This window comes from Methanosarcina sp. UBA5, from assembly GCF_002505485.1.
Lineage (GTDB): Archaea > Halobacteriota > Methanosarcinia > Methanosarcinales > Methanosarcinaceae > Methanosarcina.
Genome location: NZ_DAVG01000014.1, coordinates 1 through 22,051, shown reverse-complemented (window position 1 = coordinate 22,051; position 22,051 = coordinate 1). Strand labels below are relative to the sequence as shown.

The 22,051-nt window shown below is 39.0% G+C and carries 19 protein-coding genes and 1 pseudogene; 8 read left to right on the top strand and 12 right to left on the bottom strand.

Features of this window, described 5'->3' with window-relative positions:
* Positions 1–28 precede the first annotated feature (28 nt).
* Complete coding sequence (locus BP621_RS01070; RefSeq protein WP_292387422.1) at positions 29–478, top strand: DUF1284 domain-containing protein; 450 nt, start codon at positions 29–31, stop codon at positions 476–478.
* 201 nt (positions 479–679) lie between these two features.
* Here the strand turns inward: BP621_RS01070 and hdrB are convergent, their stop codons facing one another.
* The 4 genes from hdrB to BP621_RS01050 form a co-directional block, all read right to left on the bottom strand.
* A complete protein-coding gene (hdrB, locus tag BP621_RS01065) occupies positions 680–1,582 on the bottom strand; it encodes a CoB--CoM heterodisulfide reductase subunit B (protein WP_292387420.1) in 903 nt (300 codons plus the stop codon).
* 11 nt (positions 1,583–1,593) lie between these two features.
* The gene (hdrC, locus tag BP621_RS01060; protein ID WP_292387419.1) at positions 1,594–2,079 is read right to left on the bottom strand and encodes a CoB--CoM heterodisulfide reductase subunit C; all 486 of its coding nucleotides are present in this window, start codon (positions 2,077–2,079) and stop codon (positions 1,594–1,596) included.
* Positions 2,080–2,773: 694 nt separating this feature from the next.
* A complete protein-coding gene (gene npdG / locus BP621_RS01055) occupies positions 2,774–3,481 on the bottom strand; it encodes an NADPH-dependent F420 reductase (protein ID WP_292387417.1) in 708 nt (235 codons plus the stop codon).
* 288 nt (positions 3,482–3,769) lie between these two features.
* Entirely contained in the window at positions 3,770–4,309 is a 540-nt protein-coding gene (locus tag BP621_RS01050) for a DUF2284 domain-containing protein (protein WP_292387416.1), read from the bottom strand.
* Positions 4,310–4,719: 410 nt separating this feature from the next.
* Here BP621_RS01050 and BP621_RS01045 point away from each other — a divergent pair, with 410 nt between their 5' ends.
* Positions 4,720–5,853, top strand: coding sequence for a M24 family metallopeptidase (locus BP621_RS01045; protein WP_292387414.1), 1,134 nt, complete (start codon positions 4,720–4,722; stop codon positions 5,851–5,853).
* A 108-nt stretch (positions 5,854–5,961) separates the two neighbouring features.
* On the opposite strand, the gene BP621_RS01040 is transcribed toward BP621_RS01045, so the two are convergent.
* From BP621_RS01040 to BP621_RS01015, 6 genes are all read right to left on the bottom strand, one after another.
* Positions 5,962–7,008 carry a Coenzyme F420 hydrogenase/dehydrogenase, beta subunit C-terminal domain gene (locus BP621_RS01040; protein ID WP_292387412.1) on the bottom strand — a complete coding sequence of 349 codons (1,047 nt, stop codon included), beginning with the start codon at positions 7,006–7,008 and terminating at the stop codon, positions 5,962–5,964.
* A gap of 6 nt (positions 7,009–7,014) precedes the next feature.
* Complete coding sequence (locus BP621_RS01035) at positions 7,015–7,758, bottom strand: hypothetical protein (RefSeq protein WP_292387410.1); 744 nt, start codon at positions 7,756–7,758, stop codon at positions 7,015–7,017.
* Between the two features lie 5 nt (positions 7,759–7,763).
* Positions 7,764–9,275, bottom strand: coding sequence for a glutamate synthase-related protein (locus tag BP621_RS01030; protein ID WP_292387408.1), 1,512 nt, complete (start codon positions 9,273–9,275; stop codon positions 7,764–7,766).
* Positions 9,272–10,324 carry a class II glutamine amidotransferase gene (locus BP621_RS01025; protein ID WP_292387406.1) on the bottom strand — a complete coding sequence of 351 codons (1,053 nt, stop codon included), beginning with the start codon at positions 10,322–10,324 and terminating at the stop codon, positions 9,272–9,274. The genes BP621_RS01030 and BP621_RS01025 overlap by 4 nt, the downstream gene beginning before the upstream one ends.
* A 771-nt stretch (positions 10,325–11,095) precedes the next feature.
* A complete protein-coding gene (gene glnA, locus BP621_RS01020; protein WP_292387405.1) occupies positions 11,096–12,439 on the bottom strand; it encodes a type I glutamate--ammonia ligase in 1,344 nt (447 codons plus the stop codon).
* Between the two features lie 345 nt (positions 12,440–12,784).
* Positions 12,785–12,922: a hypothetical protein gene (locus BP621_RS01015; protein WP_292387475.1), complete on the bottom strand. Its 138-nt coding sequence runs from the start codon at positions 12,920–12,922 to the stop codon at positions 12,785–12,787.
* Here BP621_RS01015 and BP621_RS01010 point away from each other — a divergent pair.
* Together BP621_RS01010 and BP621_RS17025 are read left to right on the top strand one after the other, a co-directional pair.
* A pseudogene (locus tag BP621_RS01010) lies at positions 12,864–13,235 on the top strand (TspO/MBR family protein). The gene BP621_RS01015 and the pseudogene BP621_RS01010 sit on opposite strands and share 59 nt — an antisense overlap.
* Positions 13,213–13,281 carry a hypothetical protein gene (locus BP621_RS17025; RefSeq protein ID WP_349682034.1) on the top strand — a complete coding sequence of 23 codons (69 nt, stop codon included), beginning with the start codon at positions 13,213–13,215 and terminating at the stop codon, positions 13,279–13,281. The pseudogene BP621_RS01010 and the gene BP621_RS17025 overlap by 23 nt, the downstream one beginning before the upstream one ends.
* Before the next feature lie 331 nt (positions 13,282–13,612).
* Here BP621_RS17025 and BP621_RS01005 read toward each other — a convergent pair whose 3' ends face one another.
* A complete protein-coding gene (locus BP621_RS01005) occupies positions 13,613–13,822 on the bottom strand; it encodes a DUF1059 domain-containing protein (RefSeq protein WP_292387403.1) in 210 nt (69 codons plus the stop codon).
* Positions 13,823–13,955: 133 nt separating this feature from the next.
* Positions 13,956–14,264: an Hsp20/alpha crystallin family protein gene (locus tag BP621_RS01000; protein WP_292387401.1), complete on the bottom strand. Its 309-nt coding sequence runs from the start codon at positions 14,262–14,264 to the stop codon at positions 13,956–13,958.
* Positions 14,265–15,182: 918 nt separating this feature from the next.
* On the opposite strand from BP621_RS01000, the gene BP621_RS00990 reads away from it, so the two are divergent.
* The 4 genes from BP621_RS00990 to BP621_RS00975 all read left to right on the top strand — a co-directional run.
* A complete protein-coding gene (locus BP621_RS00990) occupies positions 15,183–16,172 on the top strand; it encodes an ATP-binding cassette domain-containing protein (protein WP_292387398.1) in 990 nt (329 codons plus the stop codon).
* On the top strand, positions 16,169–17,002 hold the full coding sequence (locus tag BP621_RS00985) for an ABC transporter permease (RefSeq protein WP_292387397.1): 834 nt from the start codon (positions 16,169–16,171) through the stop codon (positions 17,000–17,002). Before BP621_RS00990 ends, BP621_RS00985 begins: the two co-directional genes overlap by 4 nt.
* 3,977 nt (positions 17,003–20,979) lie before the next feature.
* Positions 20,980–21,687 carry an ABC transporter ATP-binding protein gene (locus BP621_RS00980; protein ID WP_292387395.1) on the top strand — a complete coding sequence of 236 codons (708 nt, stop codon included), beginning with the start codon at positions 20,980–20,982 and terminating at the stop codon, positions 21,685–21,687.
* 12 nt (positions 21,688–21,699) lie between these two features.
* A partial coding sequence (locus BP621_RS00975; protein WP_292387393.1) for a CARDB domain-containing protein occupies positions 21,700–22,051 on the top strand: 352 nt, incomplete at its 3' end.

The following is a 22,051-nucleotide window of genomic DNA, read 5'->3' as shown; positions in this document are numbered from 1 at the left end:
TCTGTGAGTTGAAGTCCTGGAGAAAGATATGCTCAAAAAATCGAACACATCTGGATCGGGTTCTAAAACCGGGTCAAAATGTCTGAAGATCAGAGCTCATCACCTTTGCTGCATCCAGGGTTTTCAAGGATATGGGTATAGCCCGATTTTCGTGGCCAATTTGAAGGCCGTAATTTCAGATATTAAGGCTTTTCCTTCAAGATCTCTGGAACTGGTATCTGAGTGTGATGTAATCTGTGCCTCCTGCCCAGGCAAAAGGGAATGCACTGCTCAGGAATCAACCATCTCTCACAGGATAAGGAATATGGATCTTGTTGTTATGGAAAAATTAAAGATAAAAGAAGGAACAATCATAGAGGTAGATAAAGCCTTCAGTTTAATTAATTCACAACTGGTTAATGCGTCCGACATTGATGACGTCTGCGGGCCCTGTAAATGGAGACAGAAGTGTCTCTGGTACATGCAGGATGAAGGATAAAGGATAAAATCACGAAAGAAAAAAATCATGAAAAATAAAGTTGTGAAAGATAAACCTATATTCTGTAGTATTTTTTTGAAAATCAGTATTTTTCTTGATAGCGTTTTTAGAACGGGTCAAAGTAATTCGGCATGAAAAATGAAAATATCATCTCTCCTATTTTCGATCTTCAACTTTTGCTTGAATATTTTTTCCTAAGGTTTATCTTAAACCGGCACTGAGCTCATAGATTTTTGCAAGAAACTCGATATTCTGAACAGCATTCTGTTCTATTCCCAGTTCATATGGAGAAAAACCAAGAGCAAGACCCAGTAGCTGAGAATAGTGAAGGACAGGAATCGAGTAATCTGTTCCGAATTTTTCATTGACTGCGATCTGTCCCCTGTCAAATTGCAGGTGGCAGAAAGGACATGCATTAACAATACAGTCCACTCCTGCTTGCCGAATACAAGCTAGTTTGTGCTCAAGCATTTCAAGGGACTCGGTAGCATGCCCTGAACGGACTCCCCCTCCAGCTCCGCAGCACATCATCTTGTCAGTATAGTCTACGCTTTTTGAACCCGTAGCTTCAACGAGTTCGTCAAAGAAAACCGGAGCCTCCGTTTCTCCGAGATTTCGGTCTCTTGAAGGCTTGATAAGATGGCATCCGTAGTGTAGTGCCACTTTAAGGTCAAGCTGAGTTGTGATATACTCCTTGAGCTTTTTAGGCCCAATTTCTTTATATAGAAATTCGATTATGTGCCTTACCTCGGCAGTGCCTTTGAATTCCATGCCAATTTCTTTAAGGCAACTATTTGTGCATGCCTTTAACTCAGGATCCTTTTTCAGCTCCAAATTAGCATCTGCCAGGGATCCATAGCAGCCATTGCATACCGTAAGCAAATCTCTACCCCTCTTTTCAGAAAGAACTATATTCCGGCTAGCAAGGGCAAGCCAGGTTGCTTTATCAAAGGACTTGAAGACTCCGGGAGCAGGACAACAGGAGGCTCCTGGCAGGTCGGATATGTCTATATCAAGCTTCTGCAGGCAGAGTTTAGTTGCTTTTTCAATTCCTGGGTAACGGTTGGGTACAATGCATCCAAGAAATAGAGATAGTTTTTCCATATTCTGCCTCCTTATTTTTCAGCCGTTAGCTCGTCAAATTTGCATGCTTTGAGAAGATTCCTTATCTCTTGAAGGGCCTCAGGATACTTCTGGACGGTCTCAGGTATGGGATCGAGCCCCAGTTCCTCCCTCTTTTGCTTTGTTTCCTCATCCAGAGGGACTGCATGCCCGCATTCCATGACCATTTCCGATATCTTCCTGTGTTCTGGAAGCATGAAACCTTCTTTTACTGCAAGTCTCCTGAGCTCAAGGAGGGCATCGGTAATTGGTATATTGCGCGGACAACGTTCCTGGCAGGTATAGCAGGTAGTACAGAGCCAGAGGGCGTCATCAGAGAGAATTTCTACTCTATTCTTGCGTGCGTCCCGAAGAATTCTTCGCGTATTAAGCCCGGTATGCCGTCCTGACGGACAACTCCCTGTGCATGTGCCACACTGCATGCAGGAAAGTAAGTCAAGCCCTGCAGCCTTTAACACTTTTGGCAATTCTTCACTCATACAGATTCACTGTCTGATTTAGTCGGTTCTTCCTTTTTAGAAAAGAAAAGTAATAAAAATGATAGATCAAGAGAAAACTCCACAGTTGAAAGCGGGTTCTGAAGCTTCACGATAACAGGCTTTTTCCTGACAAATTATCTCTTAGTAAGCCTTTTTCCAGATTCTTCACTTGTCAGCTCTTTTCTAACAGAGTTCACTCATGCTGGTATTACCTTCATAATATTTAACATAAACTAAATCTATTCAGGGATTATCCCAAAACTAACTTTATTCTCAAGTCAGTAAATTCTCAGAACTATTTTTCATTGTCAGAAACTCGATTTACAATTCCAAATTAGATATTTAGAGAAGTAATTTTAGAGAAGTAATTTTGAATTTCACGATCGTCTCCAGGATTAATAGTAGAAGTAAAGAATTTGGATCAACGCTAGCAATTAGTAATTATCAGCATTTATTTATACTGATAATTTGTTAATTGATTTTTGCTGATCAGACATTAATGAATCTATTTATTATTATCTTTAGGCAGAGGTTTCTGCGTCTGAAATTCGTAAAAACCAGTGCCATAAGAGATAATATAATTTATATTATATAAAATAATATGTATTTTTTCAAAATACTCATTTACCGAAATTCAAAATATTTCCTTTGCGGGTCTTTTCCTGTATATCTGTCGCTATTTTACAAAGTTTTGTTAGGAAAAGTTTATTCCAAGATCTTTCAGTCCATTGATTTTTGCAAGGTTGATCAGCAGTGGTGTAAGCGATTCCATAGTGTTTGCCTGTTTAAGAGGGCCTCCATCCAGGGGCTTCAGGCATCCCATATGCTCTGTAAGCTTAATGACCAGCTTCTTTGCTTCTACATCATCACCACACACCAGCGCATGATGTACAGCCTTGCATTTAGCAATATCCCTCAATTTTCTTGCCGGAATATTGTGAAAAGCTGCAACAACTTTTGTTGAAGCTGGAACATTTTTCTGAATTGCAAGAGCAGCTGAACCTTCTTCTGGAGGTTTATATACAAATAAGTCTCCTTCCTTTAACATTGGGACTACAGGAGTGATAATAATCTTATTTTCAAGAGCTTCACGAGTATCATGCAGCAACGGTATAACATGGTCAAAACGAAGAGTAAGAATTATTATTTCGGCTGCCTTCGCAGCTTCAAGATTAGTGTTTCCTATAATAGTTATTCCTGAAGTATCGAATCCGCAATTTTCAAGCTCAGATAAATCTTGTTTTGCGGCTTCGTCGGCAGCTTCCTTGGATCTGGACCCTATAATTATTTCGTTCTTCACACCTTCAGCCATAAGGTTTTGAAGGGCTAGTCTGAGCACCATACCTTCCCCTATATTGCCAGTTCCTCCTAAGACAGCTATTTTTAACTTTTCAGAACTCAATTTGAAAAAACCTCCAGTTTGCTATATTTCCCATAAATTATGTCGGGGAGTTAATATAACTTCTGTCTTTGCTAATTAAACTACGATAGCTAGTTAAACTAGAATATTATGTATGAAGGTTCTAAATTTCTAATTACTTTCATTAATTTTGACATTACTCCAGAATCATAAAGTTAAAATTTGTTATTAATTTCACATTTTCATTAGTATTCCTTTTAATCTTTCGACACTTTGGAAAGGTACTGTAAAATATTTTGAATATGGATGGTTCATTTTTTACTCGAATTTTTACTCAAGCAGTAAAATTCCGACACATACAGTTTTCTCAGGTTTGCAGAACTCAAGTACAAGTCCTGCCTTTTCCATTGCCTTCTGGAGGTTTATTCCTACAGCCTCAGGTGCAAAACGCCTCAATTCCGGCTTTATGCACATTTCAAGGTTGCAGACATCACATTCATTGCAGGAGCCGGGCCTCAGGAGATGTGCAAAAGTAAAACCTTCCCTGAAAGCTTCCTGTTCAAGCTCTAACATTTTATGGAAAGAATCCTTGCGAATTTCTCCCCAGGCTTCAAGGATATCCGACACCTGTGAAGTATCGCGTTCATCGACAAGTAGAAGCGCACTATTGTATTCTTCTATGATTTTCCTAAATTCTTCAACCGACATAATATTAGGTGGACAGCTCAATCTCTTTCCGTAACCTCTGCAGCCATAAGCACATTTCAGAGCAATCCTGTTTTCAACCGAAATGTCACCTGCATCCAAGAGATAAGCCTTGAGCCCCATTTCTGAAGCTGTTTCAATAAGATCTTCAAATTTTCCTAGCATGATAGCCCCTTTTCAAAAAGCCCTTTTGTTTTTACTTTTTGTTTCTTTTCAATTTGTTTTCTTTCTAATTATTTTTTTCCATATTCAAGAATAGGCAGGAATTCAACTTCGGAGAGTCGACTTTTATTTTTTAAGAGGAGAAAAATAAAAAATAAAAATTTCATATGAGACATAAGAGTTTTTGCGTAAGAAATAAAATTTATCGAGATAAGAAATCCCAGTCATCGCTTTGAGAAGTAACAGTGTTATTATGCATAACAGATATGCATATAGCTTATAAATTTTAACTATATTCAATGCTGAGTTATACTTTTACAACTGATAACAGATTACTTAGTAAAGGAATCCCCATGATTAAAAAAGTACCTTTAACCGAACTAAAAAACCGCATGATCAATTTTAAAAAACGAATGAATATCTCAAACCCCGAATGGGAAATAGCTGTTATCTTCAGTAAAATAAATCTTTATTATTTTACAGGTACGATACAGGATGGAATGTTGATTATCCCTAAAAACGGAGAAGCAACTTTTTGGATACGCCGCAGCTATGAAAGAGCTCTGGACGAATCTTTATTTCCCAATATAGAGCCTATGAACAGTTTTCGTGATGCTGCAAAGAGTATAACCGGACTTCCGGACACGGTATATCTGGAGACTGAAGTCGTCCCACTGGCTCTTTATCAAAGGTTTCAAAAATACTTCCCTTTTAAGAATGTCAAATCTGCTGATGCTCAAATTTGCGCTGTCAGAGCAATAAAAAGCGAATATGAGCTCTCGTTAACAAGAGAAGCTGGAAGGATTCATCAGCATGTGCTGGAGGATCTGGTACCTGAAATGCTGAAAGAAGGAATGAGTGAAGTAGACCTGTCAACCGAATTATATTCAGTTATGGTTGAAGAAGGTCATCACGGATTATGCCGGTTTGGGATGTTTGATACTGAGATGGTCTTGGGAAATGTCTGTTTTGGTGAAAGCTCGATTTATCCTTCTTACTTTAATGGGCCTGGTGGAATGTACGGGATGAGTCCTGCGGTTCCCTTGATTGGAAAACGTGACAGAAAACTGAAAAAAGGAGATCTAGTATTCATCGATATTGGATGCGGGGTTGAAGGATATAACACGGATAAAACGACAACATATATGTTTGGTTCTTCGCTTCCACAATACGCCATAGATGCTCATAATAAATGTGTAGAGATACAGAACGAAGTTGCCTCAATGTTAAAACCAAGTGCTATTCCTTCGGAAATCTACAATACCATAATGAACAAGCTTGACTCTGAATTTCTGCAGAATTTCATGGGTTTTGGCAACCGTAAGGTAAGATTCCTTGGGCACGCAGTCGGACTGCTAATCGATGAGCTGCCTGTGATCGCAGAAGGTTTTGATGAACCTCTTGAAGAAGGAATGGTATTTGCCCTCGAACCTAAAAAGGGAATTGAAAAAATAGGAATGGTAGGAATTGAAAACACCTTTATAGTAACTGCTAAAAGTGGAGAGTGTATTACAGGTGACAACTCGGGCTTGATTCCTGTATATTGAGAAGTAAGCAGTAAGATTAGATATGAAGTAATAAGGAAAAAAACTAAAAAAGAAATAGAAAGAAGTAAATGATGGAGCCAGACTCCATCTAAAGCTGTTTTGAAGTAATTATTCCCGTTTTAATTCCGGTTTTCTTTTAAGCTTTTTCTTAGCAAGTTTTTCAATTATCCCAGTGTCGACTTCTCCACCTGTGCGCAGTTTCTTGTTAGCAACCGCGCTTTCAAGGACGTGCTGTCCTACAAGAGTGCGGACAACAAGAGTGGTGTAGCCATCAGGGCTTCCGACCGAGCCGGCTGAAATGTCAGCCTTTAGGGCGGTAAAGTCTGTACAAACGCCACAGCCTGGGCGGACAGTGTCCTCAAGTTCGGTAAGGGGAATTACATACTGCATCCCGTCATTGAGGGTGATTTCGAGCTTGCCCTTAACGTCAATGCGGCAGACCTTCATAGGTTCGAGGGCGTACTCGCTTTTCAGCTTGCCTGTAATAAGTTTTTCATAGTCGAAGCTTTCCGTGCAGAAAAGGCCTAAAACGAAGCGAATGGACTTCTTGTATGGGCCCACAAGCTGGTGGTCGGTTTCAAGCATCTTGCGAACGGCCTGGACAACGCAGGGAACTCCGACGACTGCAATGTTCCTGTACTTCCTGTTTACAACCGCTTCCTTGAGAGAAGAAACAAGAGGAACCCACCAGTTGTAACGGCTTCCTGCCTGACCGATAAGGGCTTCACTCTTGGTAATTACCATTGAATGTGGCTTGAGGGTCCAGGGATCTCCTGTAACCGTAACTACAGCATCTACAAGACCTGTATCCAGGGCGTTTGCAAGAATTGCTGTGACTGCTCCTCCACTCTGTTTTCTCGGGACATCAAACTCGGCTTTTCCAGTAGTGATTTCAAGATAGTCACCGAGAAGGCTTGAAGGCTGCTCATCAAGTCTCGGGCAAACCTCATAACAGGCCCCGCAAGGAACGCTGTCAACAGCGGCTTTACAGTAGCTGTTGCTTTTTGGATGTGTGGAATCGCCGCCGATTTCGAAGTACAGGGAATCAGCAGGGCAGACTGCAATGCAGGCCCCGCAGCCTGAGCAAAGGCCTTCGTCCCAGACTTTTGACTTAAGGTCAAGGTAACTTTTGCTGATTGGTTTCTGTTCTGCCATTTCTGATCACTCCCATACATATTTGCTTGCAAAAGGCCGGCTGCTTGCAGGTCCGATCTTTGTGTAGTTTGTGTCCAGGAACTCTGCGGCGTCATACCCAAACTGCTCGCAGAAACTCTTTATAATTGGGGCAATGCGTTCAAGATCACTTTCGGTAAACTTGAATTTCTTGGCTCCTGTTCCAAGCAGGTAATCATCTACTTCCCCGCGGATGATAATTTCCCCACCATGGATTCCGCTTCCGATACCCCTGTCTGTCATGGCTTTATCCTTGCCAATACCGAGCACGAGCACCAGGCCGCCTGCCATATACTCACCGAGGAAGGAGTGGGCTGTGCCGCCTACAACAAGTATAGGTCTGGCTTCCACTTCGTATTGTTTCATGTGGATGCCGCCCCTATAGCCAATATTATTTTTTACAAAAACTTTACCTCCCCGCATGCTGTGAGCAACTGCATCTCCTGCGCTTCCGTGAATCACAAGCATTCCTCTATCCATTGTGTTTCCCGGAGCATGTTCAGCATTTCCATGTACAATACAGGTCGGCCCGCTCATGAATATTCCCAGATCTCCTCCGGGAACCCCATTGACTATAATGCAGACATTGCCTCTAAGCCCGTCACCTATAAAGCGCTGTCCGAGTACGTTGTCGAGTATGATTTCCTCTGCTCCATCCGCAATCGCAGCCCTGATTTTCTGGTTTAAGGGGGTGTAATGCATACCTCTGGCATCAATTTTTACCGTCTTCATTTCAATCAGGCCCCCGCTGGCAGTACATCAAGGATTTTAAGCATTTGTTCGTCCAGCATATACCCACGCAGGCGGTCTCTATTGCCACGTAGGCTTTCTATACTGTTGATTCCCGCTGCACCCATAAGTTCACTGAGTTCGTAAGTCCAACCCTTAATAAGATTCGAGACCTGAATTGCTCCTCTTTCCGGATCAAGCCTGCTCACAAGCTCTGGGCGCTGGGTAGCAATACCCCAGGGGCAAAGGTTTCTATAACAATTGCCGCAGACCCTACAGCCCAGAGCGACAAGGGCAGCAGTCCCGATATTAACAGCATCTGCTCCGAGAGCAATTGACTTTGCAAGGTCTGCACTGCTCCTTATCCCGCCACTTGCAATAATTGATATCTCGTTTCTTACGCCCTGTTCCCTGAGTTTCTGATCAACGCTTGCGATTGCAACTTCAATTGGAATTCCCACATTGTCTCTGAAGACTTTGGGAGCTGCACCGGTACCGCCACGGAATCCATCGATTACCACCGCATCTGCAGAAGAACGGGCAATACCAGCAGCAATTGGAGCCACATTATGTACGGCTGCAATCTTAACGAAGACCGGTTTCTTCCACTCGGTTGCTTCTTTCAGGCTTCTAATAAGCTGAACAAGGTCTTCAATACTGTAAATATCATGGTGAGGAGCTGGGCTAATAGCATCACTGCCAACAGGAATCATACGGGTTCTTGAGACTTCCTCATTTACTTTTTCTCCAGGCAGGTGTCCACCTATACCCGGTTTTGCTCCCTGACCAATCTTGATCTCAATGGCAGCGCCTCTTTCAAGGTAATCAATGTTTACACCGAAACGTCCTGAAGCAACCTGGACAATCATATGGTCCTGGTAAGGGTAGAGATCTTTGTGCAACCCTCCCTCTCCTGTTCCCATATAAGTCCCGAGCTCTGTTACGGCTTTTGCCATGCTGAGTTGAGAATTGAGGCTGATAGCTCCGAAACTCATGTGCCCAATCATGATCGGGGTATTAAGCTTAAGGTTTGGGGCAAGTTTTGTTTCCAGCTCTACATCCCCACTTTCGGTCTTTTTGAACTTGAGTTTGGATGGTTTCTTTCCAATGTAAGTCCTGAGTTCCATTGGTTCTCTCAGGGGATCAATGCTCGGGTTTGTAACCTGGCAGGCGTCGAGGAGAAGGCGGTCATAGACAACTGGCAAATCTCTGGCGTTTCCCATTCCTGAAAGGATGATCTTTCCACTACGAGCCTGTTTAATAATATCCTCTCTGACCTCTCTGGTCCAGAGCGGATGGCTGCGGTAGTCTATAGGTTTCTCTGTAAGCGTGATTGCATCCCTGGGGCACATGGCAACGCAGCGAAGGCAGCCTGTACATTTCCTGGATTCTATCAGGATTTTGTCGCCTTCTCTTCTGTACACGCCGTATGAACAATTTTCAATACAGCGTCCACAGTCCATGCATTGGTCACGATCGATATTGACCTTAAATTTTGGGGGCACACTTCCGAGCGTCATTCAATAAACCTCCCTATAATTGGTTCTCCTGCCCTGGGAGTGTATACGTTCTTAACTTCTGGGTCAAGTACTCTTATTGCGGCTTCTTCGCTGGATATGTAGAGCCGGTTTCCATTCTCACCAACTACCAGAGGGCGCAGTTTAATCCTGTCAGTAAAACCGACAATACCATTCTCTGTCCCGACTACGATCGCAAAGGGCCCATTCATGAGGGCAGACCCGTAGGTAAGGCGAACTGCCTTGTTCAATTCTGCTTCTTTTGCAGGCATCCGGTCTATCTCATCCCAGAAAGGCGGAGCTAGAGCCTTGACAACCATTTCATACGAAAGTCCATGCTGTCTTCCAAGCAGGTCAAACAGATAGGCTACAACCTCTGTATCAGTAAACAGGGAGCACTTGTATCCGTATCCTTCGACATAGCGCTGGTTTGTGCCATATGAGGTAATTTCTCCGTTATGTACCACTGACCAGTTAAGCAGGTTGAAAGGATGAGCGCCTCCCCACCAGCCCGGAGAATTTGTGGGATAACGATTGTGGCCGAGCCAGATATATCCCTTGTAATCTTCAATTCTGTAAAAGTTTGCCACATCTTCAGGCCAGCCGGAAGCTTTGAAGACTCCCATATTTTTTCCGGAGGAACAGATTGTAGCCCCTTTTACGTTGGCATTTACTTCCATGACTATGTAAGTAACAACATCATTTTCAGAAGCCATCTTTCCTTCCATCAGGTCTTCTGAGGGCTTAAAGAAATATCTCCAGGGAATGTGTACTTTCTTTATGCCCGGTTGTGGGGTGGTCGGGATTTCTTCCTGGTGAACAATTTCTCCCAGTTGTTGGAGGAGTTCATCTACCTTCTTTTTTGGTTCACCTAGATTGTCAAAGAAAACATGAAGAGCATAGTAGTCTGCATACTCAGGATAAATTCCATATGCAGCATAGCCGGCCCCGTCTCCACTGCCTCTTTCATTCATGAGGCTGAGGGCGGCTTTTATGCTCGACCCGTCCATTCTGGACTTTGTTCGGTCTATAAAGCCTATTATTCCACACATTTTTATCACTCTAAAAATGGATAGGGATGAATGTAATGTAATATATTCATCAATAATTTCTGAATTATTTCCGTGGCTCATTTTTGAGAATTAGTTCAAAAAACTTGCCAGCTGAGAAACTGGATTTCAGGGGTAACTTTATATCAATTTCCATAATTTATGGATTTTTAACTAAGTTTGTTTCATGTAAATTATTGAATCAATGTGAATATATAGCAACGCTTCCACATATGGTTCTACTTCATGTCATACATCGAGAGGGTCACCACTAAGGGAAGTAAGTAATTTAGTACCTATTTGACAATATATATATGTTTCTTTTTTATGGTTAACGGTTCTTGAGGTTAATCCTACGAAGCACGATGTTTTAACCTTTTAATTTTTCATAATCCTTTTGCAATTTTATTTAATAATATTTTTTTAACAGAGTACCCTGCTCTCATCTTCGGGACCTCAGTGCTATTTCCCTGTGGTATCTATCCGAGTTAATTTCTTTGAGAAAAAGTAATAATGTTGAAGGCCCAGGTTTCCATAAGGAAAGCATTTTTATATTAATATCTATATCGGGCCTTACTCTTGGAGAATAGAAAGAAGCTTCATAGAATATAAGTAATACCAATACAAAGAGAAATTTTTACCTAATTCACTGAACTATTTTCCTAAATTGAGATACACTTCCCGGAAGGGAGTGTATCTTCTAAAACGAACTTTTTTAACTTTACCCAGGCCAATTTTTTTGGTATCTAGATGATCGAGGTATTTCTGTTATACTTACAACATGTGTAAGTATTTATCAAGTTCCCATGGGTGGACAATTGCTTTGTATTCGTTCCATTCCATCTCTTTAGCAGAGAGGTAGTGATTAAAGGCGTGCTCTCCTAGCACTTCTTTTACGAATTCACTGCCTCTCATCTCATCAATTGCCCCTTTAAGATCTGCAGGTAGGGAGCAAATACCTTTTTCTTCTCGTTCTTTTTCCGTAAGGTGGAAAATATTAGTGTTAGTTGGCTCTCCTGGATCAATCTTGTTATTTATGCCGTCAAGCCCGGCTCTAAGCATCAGGGCAAAGGCAAGATACGGATTACACGATGGGTCTGGACATCTGAGTTCAACTCTTGTCCCATTGCCACGGGTTGCAGGAATGCGGATAAGGGAACTTCTGTTCTTTGCAGACCAAGTGAGGTAAACCGGTGCTTCATATCCGGGTACAATTCTCTTATAGGAGTTAACAACAGGATTTGTAACGGCTGCGAATTCCTTAATATGTTTCAACAGACCACCAATATAATACATTGCTTCTTGAGAAAGCTGATCTGTACTCTCTGGATCATAGAATGCATTCTTGCCGTCTTTGAAAAGGGACTGATTAGTATGCATGCCTGAGCCATTTACCCCGAAGAGAGGTTTCGGCATAAAGGTGGCATAATATCCTTTGTGATATGCAATTGACTTTACCACATACTTGAAAGTTATAACATTGTCTGCGGTACTCAGTACGTCACCGAATCTAAAGTCAATCTCATGCTGAGAAGGTGCCACCTCGTGATGAGAAGCTTCGATCTGGAAGCCCATACGTTCGAGAGTATAGTCGATATCTCTACGTACATCCTGTGCACGGTCAAGAGGTGAGAAATCGAAGTATCCTCCCTGGTCAGTAAGTTCTGTGGTTGGATTTCCATTTGCGTCAAGTTTGAAGAGGAAGAATTCCAATTCAGGGCCTACATTCATTGAGTAACCCATTTTTTTGGCTTCTTCAATTGCGCTCTTAAGAACATATCTGGGGTCTCCCTCAAATGGTCGACCATCAGGAAGATACACATCTCCAAGGATCCTGGATACTGCGCCGGTTGTAGGCCTCCAAGGAAGGATCCTAAAAGTAGATGGGTCAAGCACAAGTTTCATGTCAGATTCTTCAATCTTTGTAAAGCCCTGTATTGAAGACCCATCAAACATTACCCCGCTTTCGAAGGCTTCTTCCAATTGTTCAACAGGGATTGCCCAGCTCTTGATGATGCCAAGTGTATCCGTAAACTGGGTCCGGATAAACTTCACGTCTCTCTCAACTACAGCCTCTAAAACATCTTCTTTGGTTGTACACTTTTTTATCTGCACCATTTAACTTCCATCCTAACTAGGCATTAGGTATCCTTTTACCTATTTAATAGTATATATACTTTCTTATACATTTATGAAATATAGAACTGTAAGAGTATCGATTATGTGGTAGTATCTTTGGAAATAATTTCAAATTATATCCCCACTTCGTTGAATATATTTCTAATCCCATCTATATAAAGTTCATTAAAACAGTTCCAAAAAGAGTAGTTTTTCTTAGCGCATTTTGATTTATTCTTTTGGCAAAGTGTATTTGCCAAAATGGAAGTAAAAAGTTGAGTAAAGATGTAAAGTTTTTTCAACAATAACATTCATACAGATTGAAACATAGATAGATTCTAGGTTTCATATGGCGAAAAGAGTGAATCTCTTTAAGTTTTTGGTCTGTGTGCTGCTCTGCCAGTTTGCAGGAGCAATAGGCTCGATATTTACAGCATCATCTCTTGAGAAATGGTATTTTCCGTTAGAAAAGCCAACTTTCACTCTTCAATCTTGGGTCTTCTTTCCGGTCTGAACTATTCTTTATATACTTATGGGAATCTCACTTTATCTGGTCTGGAAGAAGGGGCTACAAGAAAAGGAGATAAAAATTGGGTTGCTTATTTTTGGCATTCAGTTAAGCCTTAATGTTCTATGGTCTTTTCTCTTCTTTGAGCTAAGATCACCTTATTACACCTTTGTGGAAATTATTTTTCTATGGATTGCAATCCTGACAACATTGACTGACAATATTGAAATTCAGGGAAATTTCAAAAATAACTTTTTATCTACTATTGCCTTATATCCCGTGGGTTAGCTTCGCTAGGCTACTTAATTACTATCTCTGGGTTCTGAATTCATGACTAAGATTTGAAGCTAATTATTGAATTCCTGAGCTGTTCAAACCTATTTTCGTTAAAAAGTTTTATTAAAATTAGTTTATTCAAAACCGGTTACTTAAAAATAGTTTATTCAAAACCGGTTACTTAAAAATAGTTTATTCAAAACTGATTACTTAAGATCAGTTTATTCAAAACTTTTTTAGCCAATTTCGATTTCATTCTCTCCTAAGTATGATTTTATAGTGAAATCCTTGAATGAAATTCATAATTGTTAAAAAAAACTGTAAAGAAAGTTTGCCTAGAGGCCCAGGTTAAACTTTCGTTTTTCAAAATATTATTTCATATTATCGTATTACAGAGCTCCACAACCACAGCTTCTTCCCAAAAGAGTAGATATTCGGTGCTTCAGATGATGAATATCGTCTTCGGACATATTCTGAAGCTCTTTTTTATGTTGTTTTTCTATATGATCTAACATAGCATTTTCAACTTCTTCCAGTTCGTTGCCAGCAGCCATAAAGTTACACTTGAACCCCAAATCGCCACATTTTATTATTTTCATAAAATCTCCTCTACGCAAACGTATTAGTAGAAATGGTCTTTGTTAATTTAAATAAAAATATAATAAAGATTAATAGGATATAAAATTAAGTTTTTTAGAAATATTTTACGATAAAGCTGTTCTTTTCGTTGCCTTACTCAATCGGAACATACCTTGCACACATAAAACTCTCTTTGTAAGGAACTTTGATAGTAAGCATTCCTCTATCGTTGACTGCAATTGCTTTTTCGGGATCTACAGGCCCGTCCAGAAAAAAAGACCCTAAATACTCTACGGTTTTACTTAACGCTTTTAGAGAAAAGCTGTTTTCATGCATCATAAGCGTGATATTCTCACTATCTACATCGGGTAGTTCAACTTCTATTGTAAGATGTTGGTGTTTATCATCATGATACATTGCTAGTATTGGAGTTTTCAATATTCTGGGTACAGCACTTTCCATAGTACTCTCTCTCCTCTTAAAGAAGCCTCACGTAAAATCTCTTCCCCCTTATTCGATTTTAACATCCACTGCTTTCTCAAAAGACTGCTAATAAGGTACCTTTACTTTAAGTACACCGTTTGAATAATTAGCTACTGCTTTTTCCGGGCTTACAGGGCAGCAGACTGCGTAACTGTCTTCATACTCAACTCCTTCTTTGGTGGCTTTTACGTAAAAGCCGTCTTCTGTAATCTTAAAGGTAATATTTTTCTTTTCTATTCCGGGAAGAATTACTTTTATTTCTAGGTTTTCGAATTCATCGTCAGGATATACACTAATAACCTATGATAGTCTCAAAATATCTGCCATTACTTACCCCAAAATAACATCACAAATTAACATATTTATATGTATCTTCCTCATAAACCTGAAAATATGTAAGCTAGAACTATAATTATTCAAGTAACATTAAAAATAGAGCCGTAATTATTTTTTAGTAAAAGTCTGACTTCTAGTTTAATTAACTCTTGTTTCGAACAGGTTCCATAATATAAAGATATCTTTCTTATATTTTTTTCAATTTTTATTTACAATGTAGCAAAGAAAGAACTTTTTAATAGAAAACAAAAGCAGAAAATTATCAGGGGTATATTTCAATAAATAAAATTGAACCAGGCAATTTATCAGGTATCTTAGAAACTTCTAAACGAAAAACAAACAAGGTCTCAGAGGTTAGTTTAGAAACTTTATTTCCTATTTATATAAACCATCAGAGGCATAACTACTTGTGTAAAACTATCAAGATATTTGTTCAAACTCAATAGTTTCAATAAACTACTTACTAAATCTATATCCACTTGAAATAAGGGTCTAATATTGGGGTCAAATATAAATGACAGGAGTAATACGATACGGTAGAGGGAAGGGGTTGATTTACGAATGACCGGAAATGTCATAGAAGTAAATAATCTTGAGCATTCATACGGTTCTTTGAAGGCTGTCGATAATATCAGTTTTACTGTAAAACAGGGAGAGATTTTCTCATTTCTTGGTCCAAATGGAGCGGGAAAGAGTACCGTTATTAATATCCTCACGACACTCCGGAAACTCCAGAAAGGCGAAGCCAGAGTTAACGGGTACGATGTTGCAACGGAGCCAAACTCCGTAAGAAGGTCAATAGGTATTGTCTTCCAGATGCTTTGCCTCGATCATGAAATGACGGTATCTGAGAATCTTGAATATCACGGCAGGATTTATTCAATGAAGAAAAAAGAAAGAAATAAACGCATCGAAGAACTTCTAAAGCTGACAGATCTGGAAAGTAAAAAGGATACCCTGGGAAAAGATCTGAGCGGTGGTATGAAGCGAAGGCTTGAACTTGCAAGAGGATTGATGACAAAACCTGCAGTCCTTTTCCTTGATGAGCCAACGATAGGTTTCGATATCCAGACGAGAATGAGAATGTGGGAATATCTTAGAGAGGTTAAGAGAGAGGGCACTACCATATTCCTGACAACACACTATATGGAAGAAGCCGATCAGTTGAGTGACAGAATAAGCATAATTGATCATGGGAAAATAATCGTAACCGGAACCTCGAATGAGTTAAAGAATAAACTTGGTAGAGACCTTATTTATTTGGAAACCAGTGATAATAAACGTACTGCAGAGATTTTAAGGTCACTCAGGTCGGTGGAAAGCGTAACAGAAGATACGAAGTCCCTGAGAGTTATGATAGGGGAAGATGTCACTCACGTGCTTCCTCAAGTTATGGAGAAAATTAGGAGAGAGGGGATAGAGATTATAATAGTAAATATTAAAAAACCGTCAATGGATGATGTTTTTGTTCATTACACAGGGCACGGGTTAAGGGAAGGCGATGAAAATGAAAAACAGCAAGGAATAGAAATGGCGGTGGTTTCTGAATGAGCTTCGAATTTCTTGCCATATACTGGAGGGAGATGGTGAAGTACTTCAGATACAAATCGGTACTCATCACCTCAATGATCCAGCCTGTGATGTGGCTGGCATTTTTTGGGCTTGCCATGTCAGATAGTTTTGACAAACTAACTTCACTTGTTCCAAATGAACCCGGCGTTCCCGTAGTCGCGTATATTACCTATATGGGTGCAGGAATAATTGCAATGGATGTGCTGTTCAGTAGTTTGTTTGGAGGCACTACCCTTATGTTTGACAAAAAGTTCAGCCTTTTGCGGGAAACCCTTGCAAGTCCAGTTCCCAGATTTCATATTATTCTCGGTGTTGGACTTTCCGGTGTGACTAAAGCCCTCTTTCAAACTTTCATAATAATAGGATTCGGAAAACTTGTAGGAATGGACTTCTTTAAGGGGTATACCCTCATTGAAACTCTTATCGCAATCGTGGGTATCATGTTACTGGTGACGATTTTTACTCTGGGCTTCCTTTTCCTGTCAGGTTCCATTGCAATTACCGTTGAAAATCCGGAAGGAATGCAGTCTATTCTCACCCTGATTAGTATGCCCATTTTCTTCGTAAGTAGCGCCCTTTATCCTATTGACGGCTTTCCTACTTTCCTCAAGGTTCTATCAATGTTTAACCCGCTGACCCTTCTGGCAGGTGGAATTCGTTATTTTGCTTTGGGAACCAATTTCTCTGTGATGGGGAATCACTATATCTATACTCCAGTCGATATAGCCGTGTCTTTCTTTGGCCTAATTTTCTTTGCCCTTGTAATGCTATCTGCTGCTATGTGGAGGTTTAACAAAGTGGATATATGAGTTACTCAACTTTACTTATTTCTTTTCGATTTTTTATCCTGAAGATTATGAAAATTGCCTGTTAGACAGGCAATTTTTATTATTACTCAAATTAAACGTGAATTCATGATCCTAGTTCTTATTTAAAGAGAAAATTCTAAATATATAGCCAATTTTTTTAACGACTCTGGATTACAGCCCTGGCTTTTTAATGAGGATAACCTCATTAAAGCTTTAACAAAACACAGTAAAGTGCCTATACAATTACGTAAATAACGGTTTTCTACAGGGTTGCTTTGAATCTTTTCTTTTTCGGATCAAATTGGAAATATGGTACCGGCCTGGGAACTCCCCCTTAATTCAAGACTTCATTTTTCCGGTTTCGTTCATATAAAGGCGTCAACTACTTCTCCCCTGAGGCTTCGGATTAGAGGAAGAAACTTAGGTTACATTATTCCTGAGAATCTAAATTACTGGCTTTACAGAAGTCTATCTAAGCTTCAATTATCAAATTAATTTTAAACTCCAAAGTTTAAAGCTGTAGTTATAGTATAAACAAGAGTTCCTTTACCTAGACCTAAACCAGGGCTCCTTTACCCAGGTCTTAAACTTAGAGGTAAACCACTAAAAACATGGAAAATGGGCAAAAAAGAAGGCACGCAGTTTTAGGATCACAGGTGATTTCCTTGGTTCAGAGTTTATATTAAGTTTTTCCGTGCTCTTAAGGCTGTAAGGTATGAAGTTGTCTGAAACCAGCTACATCCTGGAAAAAGGAAATAAAAGGCAAATGGGCACAAGAGATTTCCGTGCCTTCCATACTTTCTTCAGCCAGATAGGCTCGAACTAGTTTTTTATCCCGCCGATTTTTCCACAACCGCCGGTGACAATTAAATTAATCGTATAATTTACTTTCAAAATTAAATTTAAAAATGATTCGAATGCTGTGAATTCTAGAATTTCTACAAAATCAAATTAATATCTCTTTTATGTACCTGGATTTAAAATTCAAGGATAAATGCTTATAACAGGATCTGTAAAAAGGCTTTTTATCTAATTAATCTTCCAAAATTAGTAACATTTACTTTTTAATCGAAAATTTAAAATCTTTTTCATTTTAAATATTTAAACTCTTTTCATTTTAAAAGATTAAATCCTTTTCCCCTTAAAAATTTTAATTTCCCTTTATTCTGTATAATTTTTTAATTAATTTTAAAAGTAGATTTTAAGTTTCAGTTCCTCCGCCTAAATTATCTCCTATTGGATTGATTCTCAAATACAAAAATAGAGCTGATATGTAAAGGATCCATTCGGCTGAACTCTTATGGTTGTTCGATTAATCCTTGTAGTATCTTCTCTAGAAAGAACCTAAATCCAATCACATTTACTAAGAAAAAATGATACAGGTCACATGCATGAGCATGTAGTCTAAACCTGTATTGGTACATCATTCAGATTGGTAACTGACTAGTAAACACCTGAGATCTACTTCATCTGGAGAATCTTCCAAAGCCACCAAAGCCATGGCCGTCGGTATACATCAGTTTAAACCTTATTATCTCTATAAATAGGGTGATTTTTGTATAACTCAAATAAAACATTGACATTATAAATTCCTCCATTTATCTACTTTCAAAGCTATCTTTTTTCAATTCATCTTCCTCAATTAAAATTGACGTATCTTCTGCCAATTTAACTCGGTTTATGGATCACTTCGGATAGTATGTGTTTTCGCCAAACCCCCTTAGATATCCATTTTATATCATACTCCCAAGCTTTACTCCCAGGAATTTACTTTTGGGACTACAGGTAAGTATAAATAATCTTGCAGACTTCCAGCTAAAAAATTTATGAATTTAGAGCATATTATATCGAATAGCTGGATGATTTGTAGTTGTTGGAATTGATAATACAAAAATTTCTAATTATTAGTAAACAATTGTTCCAATAATAAATTATCTAGGAGCATCAATACTAAAGTATACTTTAAGTTTAGATATAATGTAAAGAACGAAAACTCCTTACAAATAATAGTCTTTTAGTATTTATAGACAGAAGCTTTTGCTGCAACAGTTATATAAGATTTCCGAGCATCTCGTTTCTTGAATTTCCATTTTAATTTTTCGGAGATAAAGGCCCTCTCAGAGAGACCATAACATTCAAAAAATATTATATTATCCCGATTTTCGACATTTTAAAAGCAAATTTAAATTTTACACCGTTTCTTACCCCATATTTCAAAAAGTACATTTGAAACTGTAGAAGCCTCCGAAAGAGTAAATAGTTGGAAAATAGTAGGAAAATAAAAAAGAAGTAAAAAAGTGGCAGTATCACATTTCTTTTGGAAAGACGAAGTTGCCTGAAAAGCAGACAACTTCATCTGTTATTGTCATCTCTTAATTAGTATTCTTGCTTAATCGCAGTAGAAGAATTTGAAGCATTCAGCCTGATAGGCTTTGCTGACCAAAGAATAGAAAATACTGAACGTCATAATATCACTCTCTCCAATATTTTACTGAATTTTTTCGTCCCCCGTTATACCCTGGATTTCTGCAAGCGGGAAATATAAGACCTTATATTTCCCGCTTGCAGAAGCCATTTAATTTACAGCTTGATTAGCAGCAGTCTTTGTAAAAGAATTTGAAGCATTCGGCCTGATAGCAATAGCTGACTTTTGAATAGAAAATGCTGAATGTCATAACATCACTCTCTCCAATATTTTACTGAATTTGTTCATCCCCGTTATACCCTGGATTTCTGCAAGCGGGAAATATAAGACCTTATGGTCTTTCCCTGCAGAGACCGTTTAATTCACAGCTTAATTAGCATTCCTGCTTAATCGCAGTAGAAGAATTTGAAGACTTCAGCCTGATAAGCTTTGCAGACTGTTGAATAGAAAATACTGAACGTCATAATATCACTTTCCCCAATATTTTACTGAATTTGTTCATCTTCCGTTATACCCCGGCTTCTGCAGTCTGGATATATAATATCCTGGCCCTTAGCTGCAGAGACCTCTTGCACTTCTGCTTTAAAAACTCGTTTAACAGAACTGGAAGAAGAAGCCGATGTTGTTTACAAAGTTAAAGCACTGGTTAAGGCCGAAGCCAAAGACAATTTGTGGAAATGCCATGTTTATTCCCTCCATATTTTGTATTTTCGAAATCGATACTTGCATACTGTAGATAGCAATTTTATTTGCAACCGCTGTTCAATCTTGATATAATTTCTTCTATCAAGCCTCCAAATCGCACGGCTACGGTCAGCCACTTAGTAAAATTCATACGGTGGATTTCCTCTTATTTCAGGATCTACCGTTAGAAATTTTAGCTAACAGTGACTGTATATAGCTATATATACTAAATTATATAAGCTCAATAGAAAATCATCTCCTTATGAATTATACTTCTTAAATCTTTAGAGTTGAGATTTCATGAACATGTATATATTTTTTACACTTATATTAGATTAGAAAGTACAGAATTTATTTTCACTTTGATCTAAATAATTAAATGTCTTCTTAGGCTTAGTACAGAAATTTTGAAAATGATTGCTGCAGCAATTTCAACTCTGTGATCAACTTTCTGGAAAATATCCGTATAGAGAACAGTACAAGTTTGTGAAGGAAAGTTTCGAAGCGAAGTTATAAATTTTCTGGGAAAAGCCTCTCCTCTCATGAAATAAGTACAGATATCTGTTCTCACTGCCTCTATTTTAGTGGATTTCATCTACAACAGTTTTTAGTAAAGAGAAGCGTTTTATACCGAAAAGATTTGTCAAAAAGTCCAAAACAGTATATAGAGGATCAGTTTTGAAAATTTATATTTAAACTCCTATTTTCAAAGATAGAAATCAGTAGCGGCATGCCCTTAAATTGTCTCTTTAGTCGAAAATTGGGAAAGCATAAGTTAAAATGTACTGTTTTACATAATGAGTAAAAACGTTGAAATTATTCAATGTGATTCTTTCATAACATTTCAGCAACTTTGGGAAAGGGGGATGTGAATATTATCAAAAATAGTTTAATTGAGGATGGATTCCCTATTGTCGAGATTTCCAATGTCAGAAAAAGCTATGTACTCGGGAGTCTGGAAATTCCCGTGTTCTCAAACGTCAATCTCAAAATTGAGAGAGGAGAACTTCTGGCTATAATGGGCCTATCAGGCTCAGGAAAAAGTACTCTTGTGAACCTTATAGGCTGCCTTGATAAGTCTACTGAAAGGCACATTCTTGTAAGAAGTTGTGACCTCAATAGAGTGTCAGATCAAGAGCTTGCACGCCTTAGGGGGCTTGAAATTGGTTTTGTTTTTCAGACTTTTAATCTTGTTCCGCGCCTGACTGCCCTTGAGAATATTTTGCTCCCACCCTTTGCTAATTTGAGAATCAATATTGATCCAAAGAGGAGTGCAAGAGAACTTCTTAAAATTATGGGACTTTATAACCGCATGCATCATAGTCCAAGAGAACTTTCAGGAGGTCAGTCCCAAAGAGTCTCAATTGCACGTACACTTGTTAATGATCCTGCAGTCCTTCTTGCGGATGAGCCGACTGGAAACCTTGACTCCAGAACAGGAGTCGAAATCCTTCGTATATTTATGGATTTGAATAACGAAGAGAGAACAGTGGTAATCATTACACATGACCCTGAAATTGCAAAATATGCTAACAGAGTTGTCCTGGTAAGAGATGGAATAATTCAATACAATTGAAGGTGCAAGTATATGGAAATGATTAAAAAGATTACTGTAGCAACTCTTTTTTCCTTGCTTTTGATTTCTTTGCTCTTTGTAGCTCCTGCCTCTGCAGCTGTTGGAGGAGCCAATCTGAAAGTTACAATAGTCGAAACAAATCCCTATCCTGCAAAAATAGGAGAATATCTGACTTTGACCGTTCAGGTAGAAAACATCGGAGGGGATAAGGCTGACAATGTTGACATCGAAGTTGTGCCTCAATATCCTTTCTCTCTTGATTCTGAGGCAAATGCCCTACAGAACATTGGAGCCCTCAATCCTGGCAGGACTGCTACAAAGGAATTCTACCTTTTCGTAGACAAAAATGCGCAGAAAGGTATCC